23 protein-coding genes and 1 riboswitch are annotated in these 23261 nt (G+C 69.0%); of the genes, 17 read left to right on the top strand and 6 right to left on the bottom strand.

Annotation, left to right across the window (positions count from 1 at the left end; genetic code table 11):
- The first annotated feature begins 11 nt into the window (after positions 1-11).
- The gene (locus AAFF41_RS51620) at positions 12-518 is read left to right on the top strand and encodes an SUKH-4 family immunity protein (protein WP_351516005.1); all 507 of its coding nucleotides are present in this window, start codon (positions 12-14) and stop codon (positions 516-518) included.
- Positions 519-1420: 902 nt separating this feature from the next.
- A complete protein-coding gene (locus AAFF41_RS20935; protein ID WP_343324411.1) occupies positions 1421-1651 on the top strand; it encodes a hypothetical protein in 231 nt (76 codons plus the stop codon).
- A 275-nt stretch (positions 1652-1926) separates the two neighbouring features.
- Here the strand turns inward: AAFF41_RS20935 and AAFF41_RS20930 are convergent, their stop codons facing one another.
- The 3 genes from AAFF41_RS20930 to AAFF41_RS20920 all read right to left on the bottom strand — a co-directional run bounded on the left by AAFF41_RS20930 (position 1927) and on the right by AAFF41_RS20920 (position 3804).
- Complete coding sequence (locus tag AAFF41_RS20930) at positions 1927-2454, bottom strand: hypothetical protein (protein ID WP_319748955.1); 528 nt, start codon at positions 2452-2454, stop codon at positions 1927-1929.
- A gap of 105 nt (positions 2455-2559) precedes the next feature.
- A complete protein-coding gene (locus tag AAFF41_RS20925; protein ID WP_343324410.1) occupies positions 2560-3045 on the bottom strand; it encodes a GNAT family N-acetyltransferase in 486 nt (161 codons plus the stop codon).
- A 315-nt stretch (positions 3046-3360) separates the two neighbouring features.
- Entirely contained in the window at positions 3361-3804 is a 444-nt protein-coding gene (locus AAFF41_RS20920) for a hypothetical protein (RefSeq protein WP_054232999.1), read from the bottom strand.
- Between the two features lie 258 nt (positions 3805-4062).
- On the opposite strand from AAFF41_RS20920, the gene AAFF41_RS20915 reads away from it, so the two are divergent.
- Entirely contained in the window at positions 4063-5016 is a 954-nt protein-coding gene (locus AAFF41_RS20915; protein WP_343324409.1) for a hypothetical protein, read from the top strand.
- A gap of 33 nt (positions 5017-5049) precedes the next feature.
- The gene (locus AAFF41_RS20910; protein ID WP_319748952.1) at positions 5050-6783 is read left to right on the top strand and encodes a peptidase M16 family protein; all 1734 of its coding nucleotides are present in this window, start codon (positions 5050-5052) and stop codon (positions 6781-6783) included.
- Between the two features lie 87 nt (positions 6784-6870).
- Here AAFF41_RS20910 and AAFF41_RS20905 read toward each other — a convergent pair whose 3' ends face one another.
- Positions 6871-7245 carry a hypothetical protein gene (locus AAFF41_RS20905; RefSeq protein WP_343324408.1) on the bottom strand — a complete coding sequence of 125 codons (375 nt, stop codon included), beginning with the start codon at positions 7243-7245 and terminating at the stop codon, positions 6871-6873.
- A 111-nt stretch (positions 7246-7356) separates the two neighbouring features.
- The gene (locus AAFF41_RS20900; RefSeq protein ID WP_319748950.1) at positions 7357-8073 is read right to left on the bottom strand and encodes a hypothetical protein; all 717 of its coding nucleotides are present in this window, start codon (positions 8071-8073) and stop codon (positions 7357-7359) included.
- A 392-nt stretch (positions 8074-8465) separates the two neighbouring features.
- Between AAFF41_RS20900 and AAFF41_RS20895 the strand changes: the two genes are divergently transcribed.
- The 5 genes from AAFF41_RS20895 (at position 8466) to AAFF41_RS20875 (ending at position 12471) form a co-directional block, all read left to right on the top strand.
- Complete coding sequence (locus tag AAFF41_RS20895) at positions 8466-9293, top strand: glycoside hydrolase domain-containing protein (RefSeq protein ID WP_343324407.1); 828 nt, start codon at positions 8466-8468, stop codon at positions 9291-9293.
- A 60-nt stretch (positions 9294-9353) separates the two neighbouring features.
- A complete protein-coding gene (locus tag AAFF41_RS20890) occupies positions 9354-9671 on the top strand; it encodes a hypothetical protein (RefSeq protein ID WP_343324406.1) in 318 nt (105 codons plus the stop codon).
- Positions 9672-9721: 50 nt separating this feature from the next.
- Positions 9722-10363, top strand: a complete 642-nt coding sequence (locus tag AAFF41_RS20885; RefSeq protein ID WP_319748945.1) for a hypothetical protein — start codon at positions 9722-9724, stop codon at positions 10361-10363.
- Between the two features lie 282 nt (positions 10364-10645).
- Entirely contained in the window at positions 10646-11305 is a 660-nt protein-coding gene (locus AAFF41_RS20880; protein ID WP_319748943.1) for a SurA N-terminal domain-containing protein, read from the top strand.
- Between the two features lie 179 nt (positions 11306-11484).
- Positions 11485-12471 carry a nucleoside triphosphate pyrophosphohydrolase gene (locus AAFF41_RS20875; protein ID WP_319748942.1) on the top strand — a complete coding sequence of 329 codons (987 nt, stop codon included), beginning with the start codon at positions 11485-11487 and terminating at the stop codon, positions 12469-12471.
- Between the two features lie 51 nt (positions 12472-12522).
- On the opposite strand, the gene AAFF41_RS20870 is transcribed toward AAFF41_RS20875, so the two are convergent.
- Positions 12523-13734 carry a globin domain-containing protein gene (locus AAFF41_RS20870; protein WP_343324405.1) on the bottom strand — a complete coding sequence of 404 codons (1212 nt, stop codon included), beginning with the start codon at positions 13732-13734 and terminating at the stop codon, positions 12523-12525.
- 188 nt (positions 13735-13922) lie between these two features.
- Here AAFF41_RS20870 and AAFF41_RS20865 point away from each other — a divergent pair, with 188 nt between their 5' ends.
- From AAFF41_RS20865 to AAFF41_RS20830, 8 genes are all read left to right on the top strand, one after another.
- On the top strand, positions 13923-15206 hold the full coding sequence (locus AAFF41_RS20865; RefSeq protein WP_319748939.1) for a cytochrome P450 family protein: 1284 nt from the start codon (positions 13923-13925) through the stop codon (positions 15204-15206).
- A 171-nt stretch (positions 15207-15377) separates the two neighbouring features.
- Positions 15378-16361 carry a LysM peptidoglycan-binding domain-containing protein gene (locus tag AAFF41_RS20860; protein ID WP_343324404.1) on the top strand — a complete coding sequence of 328 codons (984 nt, stop codon included), beginning with the start codon at positions 15378-15380 and terminating at the stop codon, positions 16359-16361.
- Between the two features lie 183 nt (positions 16362-16544).
- Positions 16545-16708: riboswitch (cyclic di-AMP (ydaO/yuaA leader) on the top strand.
- Between the two features lie 4 nt (positions 16709-16712).
- A complete protein-coding gene (locus AAFF41_RS20855) occupies positions 16713-17423 on the top strand; it encodes a transglycosylase family protein (RefSeq protein WP_319748937.1) in 711 nt (236 codons plus the stop codon).
- 362 nt (positions 17424-17785) lie between these two features.
- The gene (eno, locus tag AAFF41_RS20850; protein WP_060897729.1) at positions 17786-19072 is read left to right on the top strand and encodes a phosphopyruvate hydratase; all 1287 of its coding nucleotides are present in this window, start codon (positions 17786-17788) and stop codon (positions 19070-19072) included.
- 101 nt (positions 19073-19173) lie between these two features.
- Positions 19174-19650 carry an FtsB family cell division protein gene (locus AAFF41_RS20845; protein ID WP_319748936.1) on the top strand — a complete coding sequence of 159 codons (477 nt, stop codon included), beginning with the start codon at positions 19174-19176 and terminating at the stop codon, positions 19648-19650.
- 72 nt (positions 19651-19722) lie between these two features.
- Positions 19723-20259: a DUF501 domain-containing protein gene (locus tag AAFF41_RS20840; protein ID WP_054237267.1), complete on the top strand. Its 537-nt coding sequence runs from the start codon at positions 19723-19725 to the stop codon at positions 20257-20259.
- 115 nt (positions 20260-20374) lie between these two features.
- Positions 20375-21316, top strand: coding sequence for a Ppx/GppA phosphatase family protein (locus AAFF41_RS20835; protein ID WP_319748935.1), 942 nt, complete (start codon positions 20375-20377; stop codon positions 21314-21316).
- A gap of 489 nt (positions 21317-21805) precedes the next feature.
- Entirely contained in the window at positions 21806-23212 is a 1407-nt protein-coding gene (locus AAFF41_RS20830) for an NAD(P)/FAD-dependent oxidoreductase (RefSeq protein ID WP_319748934.1), read from the top strand.
- Positions 23213-23261: the final 49 nt, after the last annotated feature.

The following is a 23261-nucleotide window of genomic DNA, read 5'->3' as shown; positions in this document are numbered from 1 at the left end:
GCCACCTTCTCGTGAAGGATGGGAAGGAGTTCAAAGTGTCGGCTTACCACCTGTATGCTCCGCCAAGCGTCTCGTCCGTGCGTGACGTACACGCGCGAGAGTTTCTCCAGGACGTCGGCCTGCCCGTAGACCATCTCCTCTTTGCCTCTGCGGAACCGGAAACTCGAATTGTCGAGAGTGATGGCATCAAGCGGAATCTTCTCAAGATCGGGGAAGGTGGAGACTATGAAGAATTCTGCGTCGATATTGAATCGGGTGAGATTGTATCTCTCAGTACGTCGGATTCGAGCATCTGGCACGTAAACGATTCCCCGGTCATGTTTCAGAGATGCCTCGAAGAGTTTATGGCTCGCTTTCCGTACGGGGGTGAGGGTCTCGATCTCGCTGAGAGGGAGGCCCTGGCGGATGAATTGGGGAGAGCTCTGATCGGGATTGACGCTACGGCACTCAGAGATGATCCCGGGTTCTGGTGTGGCCTTCTTGGGGATGTTGCTATTGGCGATTATTCCGAAGAGTGACCATGACCGATTCGCGACCAGGACTATCTTGAAGTCGTACTCGACCATGAAACTGTATCTTGCGGAGCGCCTTACAGGTGATCCTGCGTCGAGTGGCGGGTGCCAGAGTTCCGGTAATTCCGCTCTGATGGGCAGTTGGCCACGGTAGTAACCCAGGCGCTTGACGGCAACGCTGGTGGGTTGCGGGGTGGGTCCCTCCTCGGCCGGACACCGGAGGCGTACCAGCCGAGGAGGGACCCACCCGCTCCGGCCTGTCGTATGCCGGCAGGCCGGTCGGCAACCCGCAGAACGAACAAGGTCGTTGACGGCAACGGTGACGGCAACCGGGACGCACTCCAGCACACATCGGCGGACGCCGACGCACCGTTGATTCGTCCCTCATCTGCGAAATCCCAGGCAGGAAAGGCCCGCCTTCCACACGTATTATGTGGAGGCTGGTGACACCCCGGTACTGGTGCACAACTGCGGACCAGGTGGCCCGGCGCTGGAGGGCGATCCATACCACCCGGACTCGGTGGCCGAGCGCAGCCAGCAGTTCAACGAGCAGTACCAGCCCGACTACGCTTTTCTGACCGGTGGAGAGGGGAATCGGGTTCCAGCTTCCGAGGGACTACTAGGGCCTCGTGAGTGCTTATGGACGAGGTGGTTTTGCTCGATTCATTCACGTGTTCCAGTCGGATTCTTCCCTCCCAGCCATCGATATCAGGACTGCGCCCGCTGAGATCCTCGAGACACTCGCTTGTCCCTCGGCTCGCTCGCTGGTTCCGTCACGAGGTCGGTGACGTGGGCTGGGCCGTCGGCGGCGAGGCCTTGTGGACGTCCCTGGACCGGCTGCGGAACGATCTCGTGTGAGCTGGTTGACGTCCGCGCGGCTTCTGGAAGGCGACTGAATGGCCGATGTCGTGACCGTCGAGGTGTGGAACCCCTCGTACCAGCACTCGGAGATCGATCTGTCAGCCCTCCCGGAGGTGTACAGGTCGATTCCGGAGAGTGCGTCCATCGGCCTGACTCTGGCCGATACGGAGGACGACTGCGTCATCGTGACCGTGGAGCCGGAGTTCTCCACCGTCACGAGGCTCAGGGACCGGACGTTCTACAACTTGCAGATCTCGACGACTCCGACGAGACCGTGATTCTCGTCGGCGACGGGGAGATCACCTGGCCAAAGGGGTGTCTCCTGCCCCGGCCGATGGGCGTCCGGGTCCTCTTGGAGGCCGAGGACCGGGAAGCGGTGTGGGCTCGGTACACATGGGTCGAACAGTGAGCATCGCCGGACCGACGCGGCGCCGGCTGCCGCGCTTGGCTCCACTGTTCCTGGGGCGAGGCCAGGAGAACGGCCCCGCGAGGGGAGTGCCTTCTGAACCCCGACGACCACCTTGGCGCCGCGTTGTGGGAGTTCCGCCGGGGTTCAGTCGAGAGTGGCCGCGGCCGACTCGTACTGTGCGGCCTGCTTCGGGGTGAGGTAGTGGGAGACGCGTACGAGTACCGAGCCGTGGACGTAGTCGTACTCGGCCAGGGCCGGGAGGGACTTGGCCACGCCGCGGATGTACGCCGCGCGTGCCTTGGCGTCCGCCGGGTTGGCGAACGCCTCGATGGCGCCGCCGCGTTCGACGTCGCCGGGGTCCGCGCCGGTGACCTGGACGGCTGGTACCCAGCTGTCCGAGAACGTGACTTTCGACGTGTATTCGTGGGGGCGGCCGAGCAGGTGGTTCGGGTCGTTCTCGGCGGTCACGGTGCCGGTGAGGTTCGCCGTGGGCACCGTCGTGGACATCTTCTGGAACGCGGCGCGGGCGGTGAGTGGTTTGCCCGCGAGCGTGCCGGGCCTGGCGGGTTCGTGGGCGTCGGTCGTGGAGTTCGAGGGGGCGTTGCCGCCGCCGCACGCGGTCAGGGAGAGCAGGAGGGCGACGACGGACGCGGTTGTGAAGGTTCGGTGCATGCCGGAGATGCTGACGTTCACGGAGGCGTGGTGGGTCCGTGTAGCGGAGCTGTGACGCGGTGTTCCCTTGTGGCGTGCCGTGTTCGAGCGTTTCTGTGACGCCGGCTACAGAGCCGCTTCCAGGGTCACCGACTGGGACGCGAAGCCGTTGCGCTCGTAGAAACGGATGGCCTCGGCGTTGGTCGCACAGGCCGTCACCTGTGCCGATCCGGCGCCCGATTCCTTTGCCCAGGCCCGGAATGCGTCGACCATGCGTCCGCCGATCCGATCGCGCCGGTATGCGGGTCGCACATACCTGCTCACCAGCGTCGCGACCTTCACCGGTTTCATCGCGGAGGGCTCCACCAGCGTGCCCGCGAGACAGCCGACCACTTCGCCGTCGTCGCCATCGGCGACAAGGAGCAGCCGGCCCGGGTCCGTCAGGCCGGACGAGAAGCGCTGCGGTCCGTGCTTGCGTGGCCAGTTGATGTCGACGCCCGGGTCGCGGGCACCGTCGTCCTCGGCGAACAGCGCGCTGCTGCGGGCGACAAGCCCGTCGATGTCGGTTTGTTCGGCCCTGCGGACGATCACCTCATGCCGTTGATCACTCATGGGTTGTGACACTAACGGCGGGTACTGACACGACCGACTGCATCCATGGGTGGGGGAGGGGCCGCGGGGAAAGGGTCCCGACCGGTTCCCTCGGCGACAATGCGTCAACGCGCCGCATGCCCGCTTTCGGGAGGGCTCGGGCGAACAGCTCCGGGTCCTCCCTGAAGATCTGATGCATCGCCTCAAGCGTTGAGCTGACCATGTGACGGAAGGTAGTGACTCGGATGCTTTCCGGCGGGGCGGCTTGGGGTCGGTTCAGCCGTTCGAGTGACTATGCCGCAGGTCTATGTCGCGAACCGACGAGGGAGAGGCGCGTCAGCGCGTCACCGGCAGGGCCGTCGCGAAGCGGTGGCCGTCGGTGCGGGTCTGGACCGGGAAGTCGACCTTGAGGGCGCCCTCCTGGCCCTCGACGGTCAGGTGGGTGACCACCTTGAGGCCGAGGAAGGTCTTCTTGGGCGCGCTCGCGGTGACGTACGGGCGCGGGAGGTTCATCAGCAGCTTGCCCGGCTTGCCGCCGCGGTTGCCGTCGAAGAACAGGATCCGCTGGTTCGTCAGGACGAGATACATCGGGCGCGGGGTGACCGTCGCCATCACCGTTCCCGCGCTGAGTACGCCGACCACCGCCGCGGTGAGGGCCTGCTTGCGCACCGAGACCGTTCCGATGCCGGCCAGGCTCGTGAGTTCGACCTGCTCGCCCTGGAGCAGCAAGGGGGCCGAGATCTCGAGCAGTTGTCTGGCGCGACGGGCGTTGAGTGCCACGGGTGGGCTCCTGGTGACGGTGGGGTGAGAGTGGCGAAGAGGTGGCGGTGACAGCGGTCGCATGGATTGTTCCAAGCCAGGGGCAAGGCGAGAGGTCACCTCACACAAGGCGAACTCAAGTTCGAGTCATGACACGGTCAAGATCAGTCATCGCATGGTCAAGGCGGTGCCCGTATGCGCTGTTTGGGCCTTGTGTTCCCACAACCTCCCCACACCTGGGCGAAAACCGTCTCCAACCCGCCACTTACCATCCGCTCCATGTCGACCGACGCATCCCTCCCACCCCCCGACTTCGAACTCGCCTCCGCCTTCCCCGAGGTCGGCTGGCTGCGGCAGGCCACCGCCGCGCGGGACTGGGCGGGAATCCGGCGGTACGCCGACGGGCTGCCGCAGGGCACCGACCGGGCGTTCCTCGTCCGGGTCGTCGCCGAGGTGCCCGGCGTCGAGCACTTCCTGCGGGAACTCGTCGCCGCCGCCCCCGACGACGTACTGGCCCTCACGACGCTCGGGACCCGCGAGATCGAGATCGGCTGGGAGATCCGGAGCAGCGCGCGCGCCGAGCACGTCAGCCGGGAACAGTTCCGGCAGCTGCACGAGCACCTGCGGCAGGCCGAGCAACTGCTCATCCGGGCCACCGCCCTCGACCCGTCCCACGACGCGGCCTGGGCCGCGCGCCTGACCACGGCCATGGGGCTGCAGCTCGGGCAGAACGAGGCGCGGCGGAGGTACGACCGACTGGCCGCGTACCACCCGCACCACTTGACCGGGCAGGCCCGGCTGCTCCAGCAGCTGTGTCCCAAGTGGAGCGGGAGCTGGGAGGCGGCACACGGGTTCGCCCGCGAGTGCCTGCTCAACTCGCCCGAAGGGTCGCTCAGTGGTGGTCTGGTGGCGGAGGCGCACCTGGAGCGCTGGCTCGATCTGCCGTCCGCGGGGAATGAGCGGACCGACTATCTGCGCCAGTCCCACGTCCACGCCGAACTCGTCGAGGCCGCCGAACGGTCCGTCCTGCACCCGCACTACCGACCCGCGTACGGGTGGGTCACCATCCAGGGCGTCTTTGCCGCGCTCTTCTCGCTGATCGGCGACACCGCACGCGCCGCCGCACACTTCCGCGCCCTGGGCAACCTGGCCTCCGAGTACCCGTGGAGTTACCTCGGCAAGCCCGCGGACGCGTACGTCAAACACCGTTCCGCCGCCCTCGGAAGAGGCTGAGCGGATGCCGCACAAGACAGGCAGAGGCAGACGATGAGCCAGGGCATCCATCACACCGAGGTCGACGGCATACCCACCCTCTTCGCGTACGCCGCCGGGCCGATGCGTGCCGGACTGGTCTTCCGCGTCGGCGTCGCCGACGAGACGCTCGCCGGGGCCGGGATCACCCACCTGGTGGAGCACCTGGCGCTGCACCGCCAGGGCCTGGCCGACTACCACTTCAACGGCGCGACCAAGGCCGCGTTCACACACTTCCACGTGGAGGGCGCCGAGCACGAGATCGTCGCCTACCTCGACGGCGTGTGCACCTCCCTCCTCGATCTGCCCATGGAACGGCTGGAGACCGAGAAGGAGATCCTGCGCACCGAGGAGGCCGGCCGGGAGCCCGGACAACTGCCGCTGTGGCGCTACGGGGCCCAGGGGTACGGGCTGGTCAGCTATCCGGAGTGGGGCGTACGGGGGTTGCGGCCGGACGACGTACGGGAATGGGCCGGGACCTGGTTCACCCGGGACAACGCCGTGCTGTGGATCGCGGGGGAGCGGCTGCCGGCCGGGCTGTCGCTCAAACTGCCCGCCGGTCGGCGGCGCCCGATGCCCGCCGTCACCTCAGCCCTCCCCACCGCCCCCGCCTACTTCTCCGACGGCAAGGGCGGCGTCCTGCTCGACGCCGTCGTCACCGACACCACCGCCGCCCGGCTCTACGCAGGTGTCCTGGAACGCGCCCTCTCCCGCTCCCTGCGCCAGGAGGGCGGCTACTCCTACACGGCGGCCAGCGACTACACCTCCCGCCGGGACGGTTTCGCGACCGTCACCGCCTTCGCGGACGCGCTGCCCGCCAAGCAGGACGCGGTCCTCGGCGGGTTCGTCGACGTACTCGCGGGCCTCCAGGTCGGCCGGATCGCGCAGGCCGACCTGGAGGCCGTACGCGGGCGCAGCGACGCCACGCTGACCGCGCCCGACGCGGCCGTACGGCGGCTGCCGGGCGCGGCGGAGGAACTGCTCGCCCACCGTCCGCCGCGCGGGCTCGACGAACTGCGCGCCGAGCTGTGGGCGATGACACCGCAGCATGTGCACGCGGTGGCGCTGGAGGCCGCCGGGACGGCGTTGCTGCAGGCTCCCTCGGGGCACCGGGCCGACTGGGCCGGGTACACGGCGGCCCCGACCACGTCGTCGTACGCCGTCACGGGCACGCGGTTCGAGGCCGTACGCAAGGACGGGCCGGCCATGGTCGTCGGGGGCGAGGGGGTCAGTCTGACGGCGGGTGGCGAGGCGGCCACCGTGCTCTATCGCGCGTGCGCCGCCCTGCTCAGCTGGCCCGACGGCGGGCGCCGGCTCATCGGCACCGACGGCCTGTCGGTGGAGGTGGAGCCGGGGGAGTACGGGATCGACGCACACACCATGGCGACCATCGACGCGGCGGTGCATCCGAGCGCGGTGGTGCAGTTGCCGCCCCGTCAACGGCAACAGCAGCAGCGGCGGCAGGGGGGTGCCGCTTCGGCGGGGCAGGCCGGAGGATCCGGTGCGGGTCAGCAGGCTCAGCGCAAGGCGTCGGCGCGGCGTACCGGCGGGCAGACGGCGATGCTCGTCATCTTCGGGCTCCTCGCGGGACTCTGGTCCCTCCTGGCGCTCTCGTACACCGTCTTCGGCGCCTCGGACCCGGAGACCAGCACCGGGGAATGGGCCGGTCTCACCGTCTTCCTGTGGGCTGTCGGGGCGCTGCTGGCCTGGCCGGCCGTCAGGGTCGTGCGAAGCACCCGGCGGGGGTGAACCGCCGGGTGCGTTGAGCGTGGACGAAGGCTTCCGGGTGACCTCAGCGTGGATACGGGCGACCCTCGGCGCAGATATGGGGGACCCTCAGCGCAGATACGGGTTGCCCGGCGCCGGGCCCGGCACGGGCCCGGGTGTCCGCCCCGCGTTCGCCGTGGCGTACTTCGGCGTGCGCTTGTCGAACAGCGCGAACAGCAGCAGCCACACCGCCATCGCCAGAGTGACGACGGCGACCGCGCCGAGGACGGGATCGCCCGCGTCCGACTGAACGGTCGCCCACGGCAGCGTCACCAGCTCGTACAGCAGGAACGCGGCGAAGGCGCCCCAGTCCGAGCCCCTGCCGCGGCGGATCGCGGCGTACAGGAACGGCACCCACACCAGCAGACCCAGCGACGCGACCACCAGGACCGACCACGCGATCCGCTGGGCCCAGCCGGCTTCCAGGCGCTTGTCCACGCTCATGCCCATGCCCCTCACACCCCCCGAGCACCCACGAGCGCCCTACGAGCCCCCCCGAGAGCTTTCTCGGGTCCCGAGAAACCTCTCGGGGGTGTCATGTTCCCATCTGGCGGGTCACACGCGCTGGTGTTCGCCCTTCAGGGACGTCACGATCCGGGTCGCCAGCTTCTTGGCCGTGGCGGCGCCGTTGTCGTGCCCGTCCGTGGACATGACGCTGACGACGTCGGTGCCCGCGCGCACGGCGATCAGGGTCGTGCCGTTCTGCCAGGCGCTGTTGGTCAGGGTGATGGTGTACGCGGAGTCGCCCAGGCCGGGCGTGGTGGCGCCGGTGACCTTCACCTTGGTGTGCGTGTCGGAGTCGGTGAAGGTCGCGCACGCGGTGGCGGTCTTCTCCAGGTCCGTCAGCACGGTCGTCGAGGTCGTGCCGCGGTAGGTGTCGATCTCCTGGGCGATGTCCTCGGAAGTGTTCTTGCTGATGTAGTCGTTCTGGGCGAAGGACACCCCCGAGTCGCCGGTGATCGTTATCCAGCTGGTGCCGCCCAGCAGGGAGCAGTCCGGCTTCGGTGCCGGGGAGGAGCTCGGCGGGGTGTACGTGGTGCCGGAGTCCCGCGCACCGCTGGGGTCGACCGCGAAGCCGGTGGCGAAGAAGGACGCGGGCGCCAGCGCCTTCTTGAGCTGCGCGCCCGTCAACAGACCGGCGTTGGGGTCCTTGGCCTGTTTCGTCTTGGCGGACGAGGGCTGGACGGTGGTGCCGGAGGAGCAGGCCGCCAGGGCCAGCGGGAGCACGGCTGCGGCGAGCAGCGCCTTGGCCGCGCGGGAGGGGTGACGCATCGGGATGTCTGAGTCCTTCTTTGAGAAGTGGTGCTGTTGAACCGAGCGGACTCTATGGGTGCACAGGCCCTGCACAGGCATCGGGGGGGTCCCAAAGATCGGTGAAAGAGGGGGTCCACCGGTCCGGGGTTCCACGGACTCCCCATGTTTTGCCGTGGCTTGAGGGATTCTTGTGGCGATTGAGGTACAGGGTTTCCCGATCAAGGGGGTGGCGTCGGTTACGGTGCGATCCGCCCCGCGCGCCGGGGGCCGGTCACCCTCTCTCGTCGGTGAGCCGGGATGGGCGCCGACGGGGCTCAACTGTCTTGAAGTGTCTTGAACTGTCTTGTTTCGATCTATATGTCCGCACGTCCCGCGCGCTGTGACGTGCGTGCGTCATGAATGGGGTGGGGATGTCCAGCCATCGGATGTCTAAGAAGGGCCGTTACCTCGCTTGGGCGACGGCAGGCGCGGCCGTGGTCGCCGGAGCCGGGATCGCGGCGCAGACGTCGATGGCGGCGACCACCTGGCCCGCCCAGCGGACGTTCACGGGCCGGGCCTTCGACACCTGCACCGCACCCTCGCTGACGGCGATGAAGGCCTGGCACACCGGCTTCTACGGAGCGGCCGCCGTCTACATCGGCGGCAAGAACCGCGGCTGCAACCAGCCCAACCTCACCGCTTCCTGGGTGAAGTCGGTCAGCACCCTGGGCTGGAAGCTCATCCCGCTGTACGTCGGCGCCCAGCCGTCCTGCCAGACCGGCTCCAACCCGGAGAAGCTCACCACCACCAACGCCGCCTCGCTCGGCGCCACCGACGCCGCGGACGCCGTGGCCAAGGCGTCCACGCTGGGCATGAAGGCGGGCAGTCCGATCTACCTGGACATGGAGTCGTACGACATCACGAACGCGGCGTGCAACAAGGCCACCCTGACGTACGTACGCGCCTTCGACAAGGTGCTGCACGCCAAGACGTACCGGACCGGTTTCTACGGCTTCACCAGCTCCAGCGCCAAGGCCATCGCGACCGCGACCGACAAGACGGACCTGCCGGGCAACCTCTGGTACGCGCTGTGGGACAAGGTCAACACGACGACCTCGGACTGGCCGTGGGGCTCCACCCAGTTCACCGGCCACAGCCGCGCCCACCAGTACATGGTCAACAGCAAGGAGACCATAGGCGGTGTCACGATCACCGTGGACCGCGACGCCTGGGACGCGCCGGTCGCCATCACCGGCTGACATCCGCACTCCTCCGGAGGACACCGCAAGATCCGGAGAACACCCCAAGAGGAGCAGGGCATGAGGGTCGAAAGGCTGCCGGCGGTCGTCGGACCGTCCGCCGTCCGTGCCGGGCTGGCGGCGCTTCCCGTCGTCAGCCTGGGGCTGTTGTGTCCTGTTCCGTCCCTCGTGATCGCCCTGCGGCGGGGCACCCGCGCGGACTGGGCGGTCTTCGGGGGGTTCTGCGCGGTGCTGGTGGCATGGGTCATGCAGCTCTCGCTCACCCCCGAGACCACCCACGGCCTCGAGTTCGCGGACGACGTGCTCCTGATCCTGGCGTCGATGGTCGGCGCGGCGGTGCACGCCTGGACGGTCTGGCCCCGGAGCGTCGGGTACTAGCGGCGCACCGGCCGGACGAAAGCACGGAAGAGCGGAAGTACGGGAACCACGTGGTCAAGCGGGTCAGGCAGGTGCCGCAGGCGCAGCGCGCGAAGGCGGCGCGCGACGCCACGCAGGAGTCGAGGCTCGCCGCCGGTGTGCGGGCGGTACTCCAATGGCCGCGTGTACTGGGCGGCAGGGGGGTCGCGATGGTGGCGGGTGCCGTGATCGTCGCGGTCGCGGTCGCCGTCACCGGCTACCTCCTCTCCCGTACCGACACGAAGCGACAGGTCCCCGACACCCGGGCCCGCCACTACAAGGACGTCGACGCCTGTCTGCTGACCGGCAAGGACGGGATCACGGCCGGGACCACCGCGGCCGAGGTCTGGCAGGGCATGCAGGACGCGTCCCTCAAGACGCACGCGCGCGTGAGCTATGTCCCGGTGACCGGTGACCAGTCCGCGGCCAACGCGCGGCCCTACCTCAACGGCCTGCTCCAGCGGTCCTGCGACGTGGTCGTCGCGACCGGAAAGCCCGAGGTCACGGCGGCGACGCAGACCGCCCCGCAGTACCAGAAGGTCGACTTCGTGCTGGTGGCGGACGCCGGAGCCGACTCCACGAGCGCCAAGAACATCACCGTGACGCGCGTCGGCGACGGACTGCGCGCCGAGGTCGCCGGGGTCGTCGAGCGCGAGGTCGAGGCGCGCGGTTGACCGGGGCCGGCACGCCAGGACGCGATCGGCCGTGCGCCCCGACGTGGCCGGTCGTGCGACCGGACCTGATCGGTCGCACGAGTCGACGCGATCGGTCGGACGAGCCGATGTGAACGGTCGTACGAGCGGACGGTGGCCGTCCCACTCGTCACGGCGGCCGCGCCGGTATCGGAAGTCTCCGCGAATCGTTGGTCGAATGGCTGGCCGAGAGCCGGGCCACTGCCTACCATCGATCACCGCAAGACTTTGTGCACCGTCGCACAATCTCCTCGGGAGGTTTCCTTGCACCGCCGCCGTCGCACCGCGTTCGTCCTCTCCGCTGCGATCGTCGCAGCGGCCCCCCTTCTCACGGCGTGCGGTGGCGAGGCGCACCCAGGCGCCGCCGCCGTCGTCGGTGGCCGGCGGATCACGGTCGCGCAGTTGGAGAGCCGGGTGAACGAGGTGCGCGCGGCACAGCGGGCCGCCGTCAAGGACGAGGCCCAGTACGAGCAGGCCATCGCCAAGACCGGCAGCCTCACCCGCGACACCCTGCACACCATGGTCCTCGACCAGGTTCTCGACCAGGCCGCCAAGGACGCGGGCGTGAGCGTCACCCGCGCGGACACCCAGCGGATGCGGGCGACGCTGGAGGGTCAGGCGGGCGGTGCGAAGGCGCTGGAGACGGCCTGGCTGCAGCAGTACGGGGTGGTGCCCCAGCGTCTCGACGACAACCTCCGTACCGAGATCGAGGCCCAGAAGCTCGCCGCCGCGCTCGGTGCCGACATGAACACCACCGACGGCAAGGCCGCGTTCTGGAAGGCCATGTCCGACGCGTCCAAGAAGCTGAACGTCGACCTGAACCCGCGCTACGGCGCCTGGGACGTGCAGAAGAGCAGCCGCGTCGATGTGAAGACGCCGTGGCTGCGGGAGGTCACGTCGACGGGGACGCAGCAGACGGCGTAGTAGCTCAGTGGGCCAGTAGCTCGGTGGGCCAGTAGGTCAGTAGGTCAGTGAGAGTCCAGTGGGCCGTAGGCCAACGCCAGGTTCTGGGCTGGGGGTGGGGCTGTGGACAAACGGTGCGACCCCCTCCCGGCCTGTGGACAACTCCTGGGGGCGTCGGTGGCGTGGGTTACGTTCGTGGGGTGAACGCAACCAGCTCCGACGCCACCGCCCAGGTTCCCGACCCCGGCCGTATCGTCCTGCTCACCACCAGCCACCGCGTCGCCCCCGGGCTGCTGTCCTGGCCCGCCTGGCAGGCGCTGCGCGCCGCCGACCAGGTGGTGTGCGCGGACGGCGCGCATCCGCAGCTGCCGTATCTGCGCGAGGCGGGCATCAGCGTCGACGAGGCTTCCCCCGATGCCCAGGACCTGGTGGACGCCTGCGTCGGTGGCCGCACGGTGGTCGTCGTCGCCACAGGGGAGGGCGAGCCGCGTCTCACCGACGGACTGGCCCGCCTCGCCGGCTCCGGCCGCATACAGATGCCCGACCTGGAGTTGCTCCCGGCCTCGTACGACCTGCCGGGCGCCCGACTCCTCGACCTCGTCCAGGTCATGGACCGCATCCGCGTCGAGTGCCCGTGGTCGTCCCAGCAGACCCACAAGGGCCTCGCGAAGTACGGGATCGAGGAGGCGTACGAGCTCGTCGAGGCGATCGAGGAGGGCGACCGGGACGAGCTCAGGGAAGAACTCGGCGACGTTCTGCTCCAGGTCGTCTTCCACGCCAGGATCGCGGAGGAGGACGCCGAGGCACCCTTCTCCATCGACGACGTGGCCGGCGGCATCGTCGCCAAGCTGATCCACCGCCACCCGCACGTGTTCGGCGACGAGACGGCCACGACCCCCGAGGAGGTCAAGGAGCACTGGCTGCGCACCAAGGCCGAGGAGAAGCGGCGGACGTCCGTGACGGAGGGGATACCACTGGGCCAGCCGGGCCTGGCCCTCGCGGCGAAGCTGGCATCGCGCGTGCGCGCGGCGGGACTTGATGTCGAACTCCCCCGAGGCGAAGGCGTCGGCTACGAGCTGCTGGCCATCGCCGCCCACGCGGAGGCCGGGGGAGTGGACCCGGAGGCGGCCCTGCGCGCGGCGGCGCGGGCCTACCGGGACGCGATCCGGGCGACGGAGACGGCCTGAGGAAGCGGAAACGGGGAGGGGGAGGGAGGGGGGAGGGGGAGGGCCCCAGGGCTACGTGTGAGGGGCGCGGCTTGTCGGGTTGTGCCAGTTGGGGTGGGGGCGGTCCAGGAGCCATTCCGCGGGGCCCAGGGGGCGGGGGCGGCTGGGGTCGGCGGGTGGCAGGAGATCGTGGAAGATCTGTTCCGGCGGGGTGCCGAGGGCGGGCAGAGACTCGGCGATCTCCTCGACGAGCTGGGGCGGCCCGGCGAGATAGACGTCGTGGCGTGCCCAGCCGGCGCGGTTGCCCAGCGCGGTCAGCAGTCGCTCGGTGGCCTGGGCCTTGGGGCGGCCGGGTGCGGGGGTGATGAAGGTGACGCCGAGGCGGGGTAACCGGGACTGGAGTCGTTCCACGGCCGACCGGTCGTAGAGGTACGAGGTGTCGCGGGCCACGAGGAACAGCCGGGCCTCGTGCGTGGCGTCGAGTTGCTGGAGCAGCGCCTTGACGGGAGCCCATCCGGTGCCGGCCGCGATGAAGGTCAGCGGCCGTTCCACCGGCACCCGCAGGGTCAGGGCGCCGCCCGGTGCGCCGAGCCGCAGGACATCGCCCTCCCGGGTCTGCCGGACCAGGGCAGTGGACAGCACCCCGCCCTCGACACGGCTGACGTGCAGGTCGACGGTGTGGTCGGCGCGGGGCGCGTTGCCGAGCGAGTACGGGCGCCAGATGCCCGGCAGGTGGGGGACGCTGACGCTGACGTACTGGCCGGGGGAGTGGCGCAGCCGGTGGTGCGGGCGGAGGGTCAGTACGACGAGGTCGTCGCCGTGCCGGGTCCGGGACACGACCTCGGCGTCCCACCAGGGCGGTTCACCCTCGTGCTGTGCCTCCCACGCGCCCTGGAGCATGACGTTCGTGATCGCCCCGTACGCCTCGGCCCAGGCCTTCTCGGCCTCCGCGTTCCACGCCGACCCCGCGACGGCGGCGAACGCGGCGATCAGGCTCGCCCCCACGGCGGCGTAGTGCTCCGGCTCGGCCAGGTACTTCCGGTGGTCTCGTCCCAGCTCCCGCAGGTACCCCGGCAGCGTCGGATCCTCCAGCCGCTCCATCACATAGGTGAGTGCCGCGAACAACCGGTCCCGCTGTCGCTCCATGTCCTCCGGGAAGTCCAGGGGGAAGAGCCCGCGGACGTCCGGGTTGTGCCGGAAGAGATGCGAGTAGAAGTACTTGACCGCGAACTCGGCCCGTCTTTCGACGACCGCGAAGCTGGATCTGAGTATTTCGGGGTCCACGGCGCGAATTTAGGGAGGAGGCGAGCCGTGGAGTCAAACAGCAGCCGATTTCGGGATGGCCCGGGATGAATGGGGCACGTTCTGCACCGCCCCCCGTGCACATGCCGCCCTCGCCCCCGCACCCCCGCGTCCCCCGCACCCACCCCGCCGCGGCCCGCCCCTCCGCTCCCTCCGGATACCGTCAGGGAGTGACCGATCAGCCGCCGCCGTTCAGCCCCGCCCCGGAACTCTTCACCTGGGAGTTCGCCAGCGATCCCTACCCCGCGTACGCCTGGCTGCGGGAGCACGCCCCCGTGCACAGGACGCGGCTGCCGAGTGGGGTGGAGGCCTGGCTGGTGACGCGGTACGCGGACGCCAAGCAGGCGCTCGCCGACGCGCGGCTCAGCAAGAATCCGGCGCACCACGACGAACCCGCCCACGCGAAGGGGAAGACGGGTATCCCGGGGGAGCGCAAGGCCGAGTTGATGACGCATCTGCTGAACATCGACCCGCCGGACCACACCCGGCTGCGGCGGCTGGTCTCGAAGGCGTTCACGCCGCGACGGGTGGCCGAGTTCGCGCCACGCGTGCAGGAGCTCACCGATCAACTGATCGACCAGTTCGCGGCGAAGGGTTCTGCGGATCTGATCCACGAGTTCGCGTTCCCACTTCCTATTTACGCCATTTGCGACCTGCTGGGCGTGCCCCGCGAGGACCAGGACGACTTCCGGGACTGGGCGGGGATGATGATCCGGCACGGTGGCGGACCGCGGGGCGGGGTCGCGCGGTCGGTCAAGAAGATGCGCGGGTATCTGCTCGAGCTCATTCACAAGAAGCGGGAAGGTCTCCCGGATACACCCGCGCCCGGTGAGGACCTCATTTCGGGCCTCATCCGCGCCTCCGACCACGGCGAGCACCTCACGGAGAACGAGGCCGCCGCCATGGCCTTCATCCTGCTCTTCGCCGGATTCGAGACGACCGTCAATCTCATCGGCAACGGCACGTACGCCCTCCTCACCCACCCCGAGCAGCGCGCGCGTCTCCAGCGGTCCCTCGCCGCCGGCGAACGCGGACTCCTCGAGACCGGCGTCGAGGAACTCCTCCGTTACGACGGGCCCGTGGAACTGGCCACGTGGCGGTTCGCGACCGAGGCCGTGTGCATCGGCGGTCGAGGCATCGCGCCCGGCGACCCCGTCCTCGTGGTCCTCGCGGCTGCGGACCGTGACCCCGCGCGGTTCGAACGACCGGACACGCTCGACCTCTCCCGCCGTGACAACCAACACCTCGGCTACGGGCACGGCCTCCACTACTGCCTCGGCGCCCCGCTCGCCCGCCTGGAGGGCCAGACCGCGCTCGCCACCCTTCTCACCCGTCTCCCCGACCTTCAACTCGCGGGAGATTCGGCCGATTTGCGCTGGCGCGGTGGGCTCATTATGCGTGGATTGCGCACGCTTCCAGTGGAGTTCACGCCTCCGGTACCGGGCGCGCGGTAGCGGGCGACCCTACACCTGTGGGCGCTCAAACCTGACGCGCACTCAACTCTGTGATCTTCACGTGATCTACGCTGCATCGACTTGTGACAAGTGTTCGGGTGCGGATACGTTCACTCGTCAACGCGACTCACACGTCGCGTAGTCACCTGCTGTCACGTGAAAGGCTTCCGCATGCTCTCCGGGAACGGCCGCCATCGTCGCCCCCGTCAGGCCCCGGCCCTCATCGTCGCGGCAGGAGTGACCGGATCCGCCATCGCGATCCCGTTGCTCGGTGCCACCAGCGCGAGCGCGGCCGACGGCACCACGTGGGACCGGGTCGCCGAGTGCGAGAGCGCCGGCCAGTGGAGTGCCGACAGCGGCAACGGGTATTACGGCGGGCTCCAGATCAGCCAGGCGGACTGGGAGAAGTACGGCGGCCTCACCTACGCGTCGAGCGCCGACGAGGCCAGCCGCTCGCAGCAGATAGCCATCGCCGAGAAGCTCCTCGACGACCAGGGCCTCACCCCCTGGCCGACCTGCGGACCGCTCTCCGGGCTGAGCAAGAACTCGGGCGACATCCTGGTCGACACGGGCGTGGCGAACGACTCGTCCAGTACACCGGATTCCTCCGGTTCATCCGGTTCGTCCACGAATTCGACTCCGTCCGCCTCTTCTGGCTCGAAGTCCGATTCGTCTTCGTCCGGTTCGTCCTCGAAGGCGACCGGGAACGCTGCCGGAAACACGACGAAGGCCGACATCAGCGGCGACGCCCAGGGGGCGGGCGGCTCCGGCACGGAAACGACGAAGAGCGGCAACTCGGGCAACTCCGGGCAGGGCGGCGACTCTTCCGGTACGTCCGAGAATGCAACGACCGGTGCGGGGCGCCACCGCGGCGGCACCGCGGCCGAGAACACCACTGACGGCGCCGTGGACGGCCGTGGCGACGACTCCACCGGGCGGCACGCCTCGCGTGGCGCGGGCGCCTCCCGCGATGTCGTCGACGGTTCCTACGTCGTGCGCGCCGGAGACAATCTCTGGACCATCGCGGACGCCCTTGACCTCCAAGGCGGATGGGCCGAGCTGTACGACGTGAACAAGAAGACGGTCGGCGTCGACCCGAACCTCATCCTCCCCGGTCAGAGCCTTGCAGTTGGTGCTGAATCGGGCGAAAAGTAGAGGCAGTTCGCGTCACGGTTCGCTGTGTAATGTCCGGTTTGGTGCGAGTGAGAGATGGATCTCAAAGGCCCTGATCGTCTTTGGAATTCAGCCGATCGACTGCTTACGGTCGTCACCGCTCGCCACAGCGGGCCCCGACGGTCGTCAACGCCGAATCCTGCCAACGGCCGTACGGGAACAGTCGACGCGTCAGCGCCGTAGGCAGGAGCGGGGGAACCAAGGTAGGCGCCGCGCCCGGTAGTTGACCGGGAGCGGCTTGGGGTGAAGCCGAGCGCTCAGTGCGTACGGCCGGGCACTCACCCGCCCGAACCCGACAGCTCACCTCGCAGGCGTCGGTGAGGGGATCTCTCCATGCTGTTTTCCAGCAAGGGCAAGCACCGCCGTCCGTCCAAGGCCACTCGTGTCGCCACGCTCGCCGGTGTCACCGGTGTCGCCATCGCCGCTCCGCTGATGGCGGCCGGCAACGCCTCCGCCGCCACCACTTCCGAGTGGGACGCCGTCGCCCAGTGCGAGTCCGGCGGGAACTGGTCCATCAACACCGGCAACGGCTACTACGGCGGTCTGCAGTTCTCTGCCTCCACCTGGGCCGCGTACGGCGGCACCGCGTACGCCGCGACCGCCAACCAGGCCTCCAAGTCCCAGCAGATCACCGTCGGCGAGAAGGTCCTCGCCGCGCAGGGCAAGGGCGCCTGGCCGACCTGTGGCACGGGTCTGTCGAGCGCCGCGTACACCGGTGGTGCGAGCGCCCCGTCGACCTCGTCCTCCTCGAACAGCTCCTCGTCGAACAGCTCGCCGAGCACCAGCACCACCACCCGCTCGACGGACACCGCGGCCTCCCGTTCGGCGTCCCGCCCGGCCGCCGAGAAGACCGTCTCCACCCCGACCGGCAAGAAGGTCAAGAAGGGTGACGGCGAGTACAAGGTCGTCAAGGGCGACAGCCTCAGCTCGATCGCCGAGAAGAAGAAGGTCAAGGGCGGCTGGCAGCGGCTGTTCAAGCTGAACAAGGACATCGTCGACGACGCCGACGTCATCTACCCGGGTCAGCAGCTGCACCTCAGCTGATGACCGGCTGTTTCACCCCAGCTGAATGACAGGTCCCTCATGAAAGGGGTCTCCACACCGGAGGCCCCGGTGAGGGCCACCCCCGTCCCCACGGGCTCCCCGCTCCGGTGCGTCTTCCCCGTACGCACCGGAGCGGGGTTTTTCGTATCCGGCATTTCGTACCGAGCGTTTCGTCCGAGCGTTTCGTCCGAGCGTTTCGTACCCAGATTTCCGTACCCGTTTTTGTTCCGTTCTGGAACAATGTGTACGTTCAGTTCTGCCCAAGGGGTGGGCGACCGGCTGGCCGATCCCCCCGGGGCGGTTAGGCTCATGTCGCGAAGCCATCACAGGCTCCGCGTACCCGCGTCACATCCCAGAAGGAGATGCTCGTGCCGTCCATCGACGTCGTCGTAGCCCGGGAAATCCTGGACTCCCGAGGCAACCCCACGGTCGAGGTCGAGGTCGGCCTCGACGACGGCAGCACCGGTCGTGCCGCCGTCCCGTCCGGCGCCTCCACGGGCGCCTTCGAGGCCATCGAGCTGCGTGACGGTGACCCCAACCGTTACGGCGGCAAGGGTGTCGAGAAGGCCGTCCTCGCCGTCATCGAGCAGATCGGCCCGGAGCTCGTCGGCTACGACGCCACCGAGCAGCGCCTGATCGACCAGGCGATGTTCGACCTGGACGCCACCGACAACAAGGGCTCGCTCGGCGCCAACGCCATCCTCGGCGTCTCGCTCGCCGTCGCGCACGCCGCCTCCGAGGCGTCCGACCTCCCCCTCTTCCGCTACCTGGGCGGCCCGAACGCGCACCTGCTGCCCGTTCCGATGATGAACATCCTGAACGGCGGCTCGCACGCCGACTCCAACGTGGACATCCAGGAGTTCATGATCGCCCCGATCGGCGCGGAGTCCTTCTCCGAGGCCCTGCGCTGGGGCGCCGAGGTCTACCACACCCTCAAGAAGGTGCTGAAGACCAAGGGCCTGTCCACCGGCCTGGGCGACGAGGGCGGCTTCGCCCCGAACCTGGAGTCGAACCGCGCCGCGCTCGACCTCATCCTCGAGGCCATCAAGCAGGCCGGCTACATCCCCGGTGAGCAGATCGCGCTCGCGCTCGACGTCGCCGCGTCCGAGTTCTACAAGGACGGCAAGTACGAGTTCGAGGGCAAGTCCCGCTCGGCCGCCGAGATGACCGAGTACTACGAGGAGCTCGTCTCCGCGTACCCGCTGGTCTCCATCGAGGACCCGCTGTACGAGGACGACTGGGCCGGCTGGAACGTCATCACCGAGAAGCTGGGCGACAAGGTCCAGATCGTCGGCGACGACCTCTTCGTCACCAACCCGGAGCGCCTGGCCCGCGGCATCGAGGAGGGCTCCGCGAACGCCCTGCTCGTCAAGGTCAACCAGATCGGCTCGCTGACCGAGACCCTGGACGCCGTCGAGATGGCCCAGCGCAACGGCTTCAAGTGCATGATGTCCCACCGCTCCGGCGAGACCGAGGACGTCACCATCGCCGACCTCGCCGTCGCGGTGAACTGCGGCCAGATCAAGACCGGCGCCCCGGCCCGCTCGGACCGCGTCGCCAAGTACAACCAGCTGCTGCGCATCGAGGAGATCCTCGACGACGCCGCGGTGTACGCGGGCCGCAGCGCGTTCCCGCGCTTCAAGGGCTGACACCCGCGGAGGGTCAAGCCTTAGCCAGTCGTACGTACGTCCCCGTCCCCGGTCCCGTACCGTGTCCGGGGACGTACGCGCGTGTGAACGGGAGGCGGGACATGGCCGTGAAGGACCGGGACCGGTTCTCCACCGCGACCAGGCTGAAGCTGCTCGGCGAGCAGACGGCGGCCCGGGTCTACCGCTCCCAGACCAAGCGTCAGGCCCGCCGCTCACGCCTGACCGGCCGTGCCGCGCTGCTGGCTCTCGTACTCTGTTCTCTGATCGTGGCCCTCGCGTACCCGATAAGGCAGTACGTGTCCCAGCGCGCCGCGATCGCCGATCTGGAGCGACAGCGGCAGCAGGCCCGCGCCCGGGTCGAGCAGCTCCGTGACCTCAAGGCGCGCTGGCAGGACGACGCGTACGCGAAGCAGCAGATCCGGGAACGGCTGCACTATGTGATGCCGGGCGAGACCGGATACGTCGTGATCGACCCGGACGCGGCGAAGCAGTCGCGTACGGATCTGGGGGTGGCAACCCGCCCCTGGTACGCCAACGTCTGGGACGGCGTCGACAAGTCGGACCACTCCGACCGGTGACCTGACGACCGACCTGACGACCGGTGACCTGACGACCGGTGAATCGAAGAAGAAAGAGACTTGAGCACAGGCATGGAAACGCCCCCGCCGCCCACCCCGCGCACCGAGCCGACCGACGCGGACGTCGAGGCCTTCAAGCAACAGCTCGGCCGGCCGCCGCGCGGGCTGCGGGCGATCGCGCACCGCTGTCCCTGCGGTCAGCCGGACGTGGTGGAGACGGCGCCCCGGCTGCCGGACGGTACGCCGTTCCCGACGACGTACTACCTCACGTGCCCGCGCGCGGCCTCCGCGATCGGCACGCTGGAGGCGAACGGCGTCATGAAGGAGATGACGGACCGGCTGGCGACCGATCCCGAACTGGCCGCCGCGTACCGGGCCGCCCACGAGGACTACATCGCGCGGCGCGACGCCATCGAGGTGCTGGCGGGCTTTCCGAGCGCCGGTGGGATGCCGGACCGGGTGAAGTGTCTGCATGTGCTGGTGGCGCACTCGCTGGCCGCGGGGCCCGGGGTGAATCCGCTGGGCGACGAGGCGATCGCGATGCTGCCGGAGTGGTGGCGCAAGGGTGCGTGCGTGGTGGCGGCGGAGCCGCCGTCCGAGGGGGAGTGAGAGGGCTGCGCCCCCTCCTCCCGGTGCGTGTCCTGTCTGCGGGGTGGTGGGGGTTGAGCGCGCGGTTCCCCGCGCCCCCCGAGGAAACGACTTCACGAGCAGGAGACAACAACCGATGACCAGGGTCGCCGCCATCGACTGCGGTACGAATTCGATCCGCCTCCTCGTCGCCGACGCGAACCCGGTGACGGGGGAACTCGTCGATCTGGACCGCCGGATGACGATCGTCCGGCTCGGCCAGGGCGTCGACCGCACCGGACGCCTCGCCCCCGAGGCCCTGGAGCGCACCTTCGAGGCCTGCCGCGAGTACGCGGCGATCATCAAGCGGCACGGCGCGGAGCGACTGCGCTTCGTGGCGACCTCCGCCTCCCGCGACGCGGAGAACCGGGACGAGTTCGTGCGCGGCGTGCTGGACATCCTGGGCGTCGAGCCCGAGGTCATCACCGGCGACGAGGAGGCCGAGTTCTCCTTCATCGGCGCGACCAAGGAACTGACGGGCCGGGACGACCTCGCCAAGCCCTACCTGGTCGTGGACATCGGCGGCGGGTCCACCGAACTGGTCGTCGGTGACGACCACGTGCGCGCCGCCCGCTCCGTGGACATCGGTTGCGTACGGATGACCGAGCGGCACCTCGTGCACGACGCGGTCGTCAGCGACCCGCCGACCCCCGCCGAGATCGAGGCCATCCGCGCCGACATCGAGGCGGCCCTCGACCTCGCCGAGCGGACGGTCCCGTTGCGCGAGGCCCACACGCTCGTCGGCCTCGCGGGTTCGGTCACCACGGTCGCGGCCATCGCGCTGGACCTCCCCGCCTACGATTCGGCCGCCATCCACCACTCCCGCTTCCCGTACGAGAAGGTGCGCGAGATCACCGACCGGCTGCTGGCCTCCACCCACGCCGAGCGCGCCGCGATCCCTTCCATGCACCCGGGGCGCGTCGACGTCATCGCCGCCGGTGCCCTCGTCCTGCTCGCGATCATGGAGCGGATCGGTGCGGCGGAGGTCGTGGTGAGCGAACACGACATCCTGGACGGGATCGCGTGGTCCATCGCGTGAGGGGCTGACCGGAGGGGGCCGCGGGCTGCCGTTTCCGAGTGCGGCTTCTGCAGCGAGGAAGCCTTTACTACCCGCTGGTAGCCTCCCTTGAGCAGGTCGGATAACGTATGAGCGCGCCCTGGGGGCCATTCGGACCCTCTCGGCGACGCGCCGCCGGAAAACTTCGTGAAGTTCTTCACAAGGAATTCGGCCCAGTAGGGGGACGATGGGCCCCCTTGAGTGCTCTTAGGGGCCTCACCAGGCTCGGGAGGGTGCTCGACGGAGTGTTCCAGGAGCGTTTCCGGCGGGTGAAGCGGAGGGGTGGTTCGACCGGTTCGGACACCCGGAGCGGCAGCTCACGCGGTGTTGACAACGGTCGCCACTACACGGTGGTTCCCTCTCGCCGCCATGACCTGGGTCACGTGAGCGGCGCAGTGTAGCAGAGGCCCCACCCAAGCTTGTGAAGGGGCGCACGAGCGACCCTCCAGGGGCGGGTGGATACTCGATGGCATGAGCACCACGGAGCGTCCCAGGATCCTCGTAGTAGGCGGTGGGTACGTAGGCCTGTACGCAGCTCGGCGCATTCTCAAGAAGATGCGCTACGGCGAGGCGACCGTCACGGTCGTCGACCCCCGGTCGTACATGACCTACCAGCCCTTCCTCCCCGAAGCCGCCGCCGGCAGCATCTCCCCTCGGCACGTCGTCGTCCCGTTGCGACGCGTCCTGCCCAAGGCGGAGGTCCTCACCGGCCGGGTCACCACCATCGACCAGGACCGCAAGGTCGCCACGATCGCCCCCCTCGTGGGCGAGGCGTACGAGCTGCCTTTCGACTACCTCGTCATCGCGATGGGCGCGGTCTCCCGCACCTTCCCGATCCCCGGCCTCGCCGAACAGGGCATCGGTATGAAGGGCATCGAGGAGTCCATCGGCCTGCGCAACCACGTCCTCGAGCAGCTCGACAAGGCTGACTCGACCACGGACGAGGACATCCGCCGCAAGGCGCTCACCTTCGTCTTCGTGGGGGGTGGCTTCGCGGGTGCGGAGACCATCGGCGAGGTCGAGGACATGGCCCGCGACGCGTCGAAGTACTACACCAACGTGTCCCGCGAGGACATGCGCTTCATCCTCGTCGACGCCGCGGACAAGATCCTCCCCGAGGTCGGCCCCAAGCTCGGCCAGTACGGCAAGGAGCACCTGGAGGGCCGTGGTGTGGAGATCTACCTCTCCACCTCCATGGACTCCTGCGTCGACGGCCACGTCGTACTGAAGAACGGCCTCGAGGTCGACTCCAACACCATCGTGTGGACGGCCGGCGTCAAGCCGAACCCCGTCCTCTCCCGCTTCGGTCTGCCGCTCGGCCCGCGTGGTCACGTGGACACCCAGACCACCCTCCAGGTGCAGGGCACGGACTACATCTGGGCCGCCGGCGACAACGCCCAGGTGCCGGACGTCGCCGCGCGCAAGGCCGGGGTCGAGAACGCCTGGTGCCCGCCGAACGCGCAGCACGCGCTCCGTCAGGCGAAGGTCCTCGGCGACAACGTGGTCTCCGGCATGCGGGGCTTCCCGCAGAAGGAGTACTCGCACTCCAACAAGGGCGCTGTCGCGGGTCTCGGCCTGCACAAGGGCGTCGCGATGATCGTCATGGGCAAGATGAAGATCAAGCTCAAGGGTCGTCTGGCGTGGTACATGCACCGCGGCTACCACGGGCTGGCGATGCCGACGTGGAACCGTAAGATCCGCGTCTTCGCCGACTGGACGCTCGCGATGTTCCTCAAGCGTGAGGTCGTCTCGCTCGGTGCGATGGAGACTCCTCGTGAGGAGTTCTACGAGGCTGCGAAGCCGGCTCCGGCTCCGGCTCCGGCAGCCGCCGCGGCTCCGGCCGCCGCCAAGACCGAGGAGAAGGCCAAGGCCTCCTGACCTCCGGTCACCTGCTCGTCCCTGAGGGACCTTCCGCCATCCGTGGTGC

The sequence above is a fragment of the Streptomyces mirabilis genome (assembly GCF_039503195.1).
Classification (GTDB): Bacteria; Actinomycetota; Actinomycetes; order Streptomycetales; family Streptomycetaceae; genus Streptomyces; species Streptomyces mirabilis_D.
Note: the sequence above shows the minus strand (reverse complement) of the source record. Positions and strands in the feature narration are given on the sequence as shown.

Bases quoted from the DNA above. Each gene is read 5' to 3' on its own strand.
- AAFF41_RS20895 (WP_343324407.1), top strand. From the start codon at position 8,466: ATGTCCAGCCATCGGATGTCTAAGAAGGGCCGTTACCTCGCTTGGGCG.
- AAFF41_RS20890 (WP_343324406.1), top strand. From the start codon at position 9,354: ATGAGGGTCGAAAGGCTGCCGGCGGTCGTCGGACCGTCCGCCGTCCGT.
- AAFF41_RS20845 (WP_319748936.1), top strand. From the start codon at position 19,174: ATGGCCGTGAAGGACCGGGACCGGTTCTCCACCGCGACCAGGCTGAAG.
- AAFF41_RS20830 (WP_319748934.1), top strand. From the start codon at position 21,806: ATGAGCACCACGGAGCGTCCCAGGATCCTCGTAGTAGGCGGTGGGTAC.
- AAFF41_RS20840 (WP_054237267.1), top strand. From the start codon at position 19,723: ATGGAAACGCCCCCGCCGCCCACCCCGCGCACCGAGCCGACCGACGCG.
- AAFF41_RS20925 (WP_343324410.1), bottom strand. From the start codon at position 3,045: ATGAGTGATCAACGGCATGAGGTGATCGTCCGCAGGGCCGAACAAACC.
- eno (WP_060897729.1), top strand. From the start codon at position 17,786: ATGCTCGTGCCGTCCATCGACGTCGTCGTAGCCCGGGAAATCCTGGAC.
- AAFF41_RS20860 (WP_343324404.1), top strand. From the start codon at position 15,378: ATGCTCTCCGGGAACGGCCGCCATCGTCGCCCCCGTCAGGCCCCGGCC.
- AAFF41_RS20835 (WP_319748935.1), top strand. From the start codon at position 20,375: ATGACCAGGGTCGCCGCCATCGACTGCGGTACGAATTCGATCCGCCTC.
- AAFF41_RS20900 (WP_319748950.1), bottom strand. From the start codon at position 8,073: ATGCGTCACCCCTCCCGCGCGGCCAAGGCGCTGCTCGCCGCAGCCGTG.
- AAFF41_RS20930 (WP_319748955.1), bottom strand. From the start codon at position 2,454: ATGCACCGAACCTTCACAACCGCGTCCGTCGTCGCCCTCCTGCTCTCC.
- AAFF41_RS20905 (WP_343324408.1), bottom strand. From the start codon at position 7,245: ATGAGCGTGGACAAGCGCCTGGAAGCCGGCTGGGCCCAGCGGATCGCG.
- AAFF41_RS20855 (WP_319748937.1), top strand. From the start codon at position 16,713: ATGCTGTTTTCCAGCAAGGGCAAGCACCGCCGTCCGTCCAAGGCCACT.
- AAFF41_RS20910 (WP_319748952.1), top strand. From the start codon at position 5,050: ATGAGCCAGGGCATCCATCACACCGAGGTCGACGGCATACCCACCCTC.
- AAFF41_RS20915 (WP_343324409.1), top strand. From the start codon at position 4,063: ATGTCGACCGACGCATCCCTCCCACCCCCCGACTTCGAACTCGCCTCC.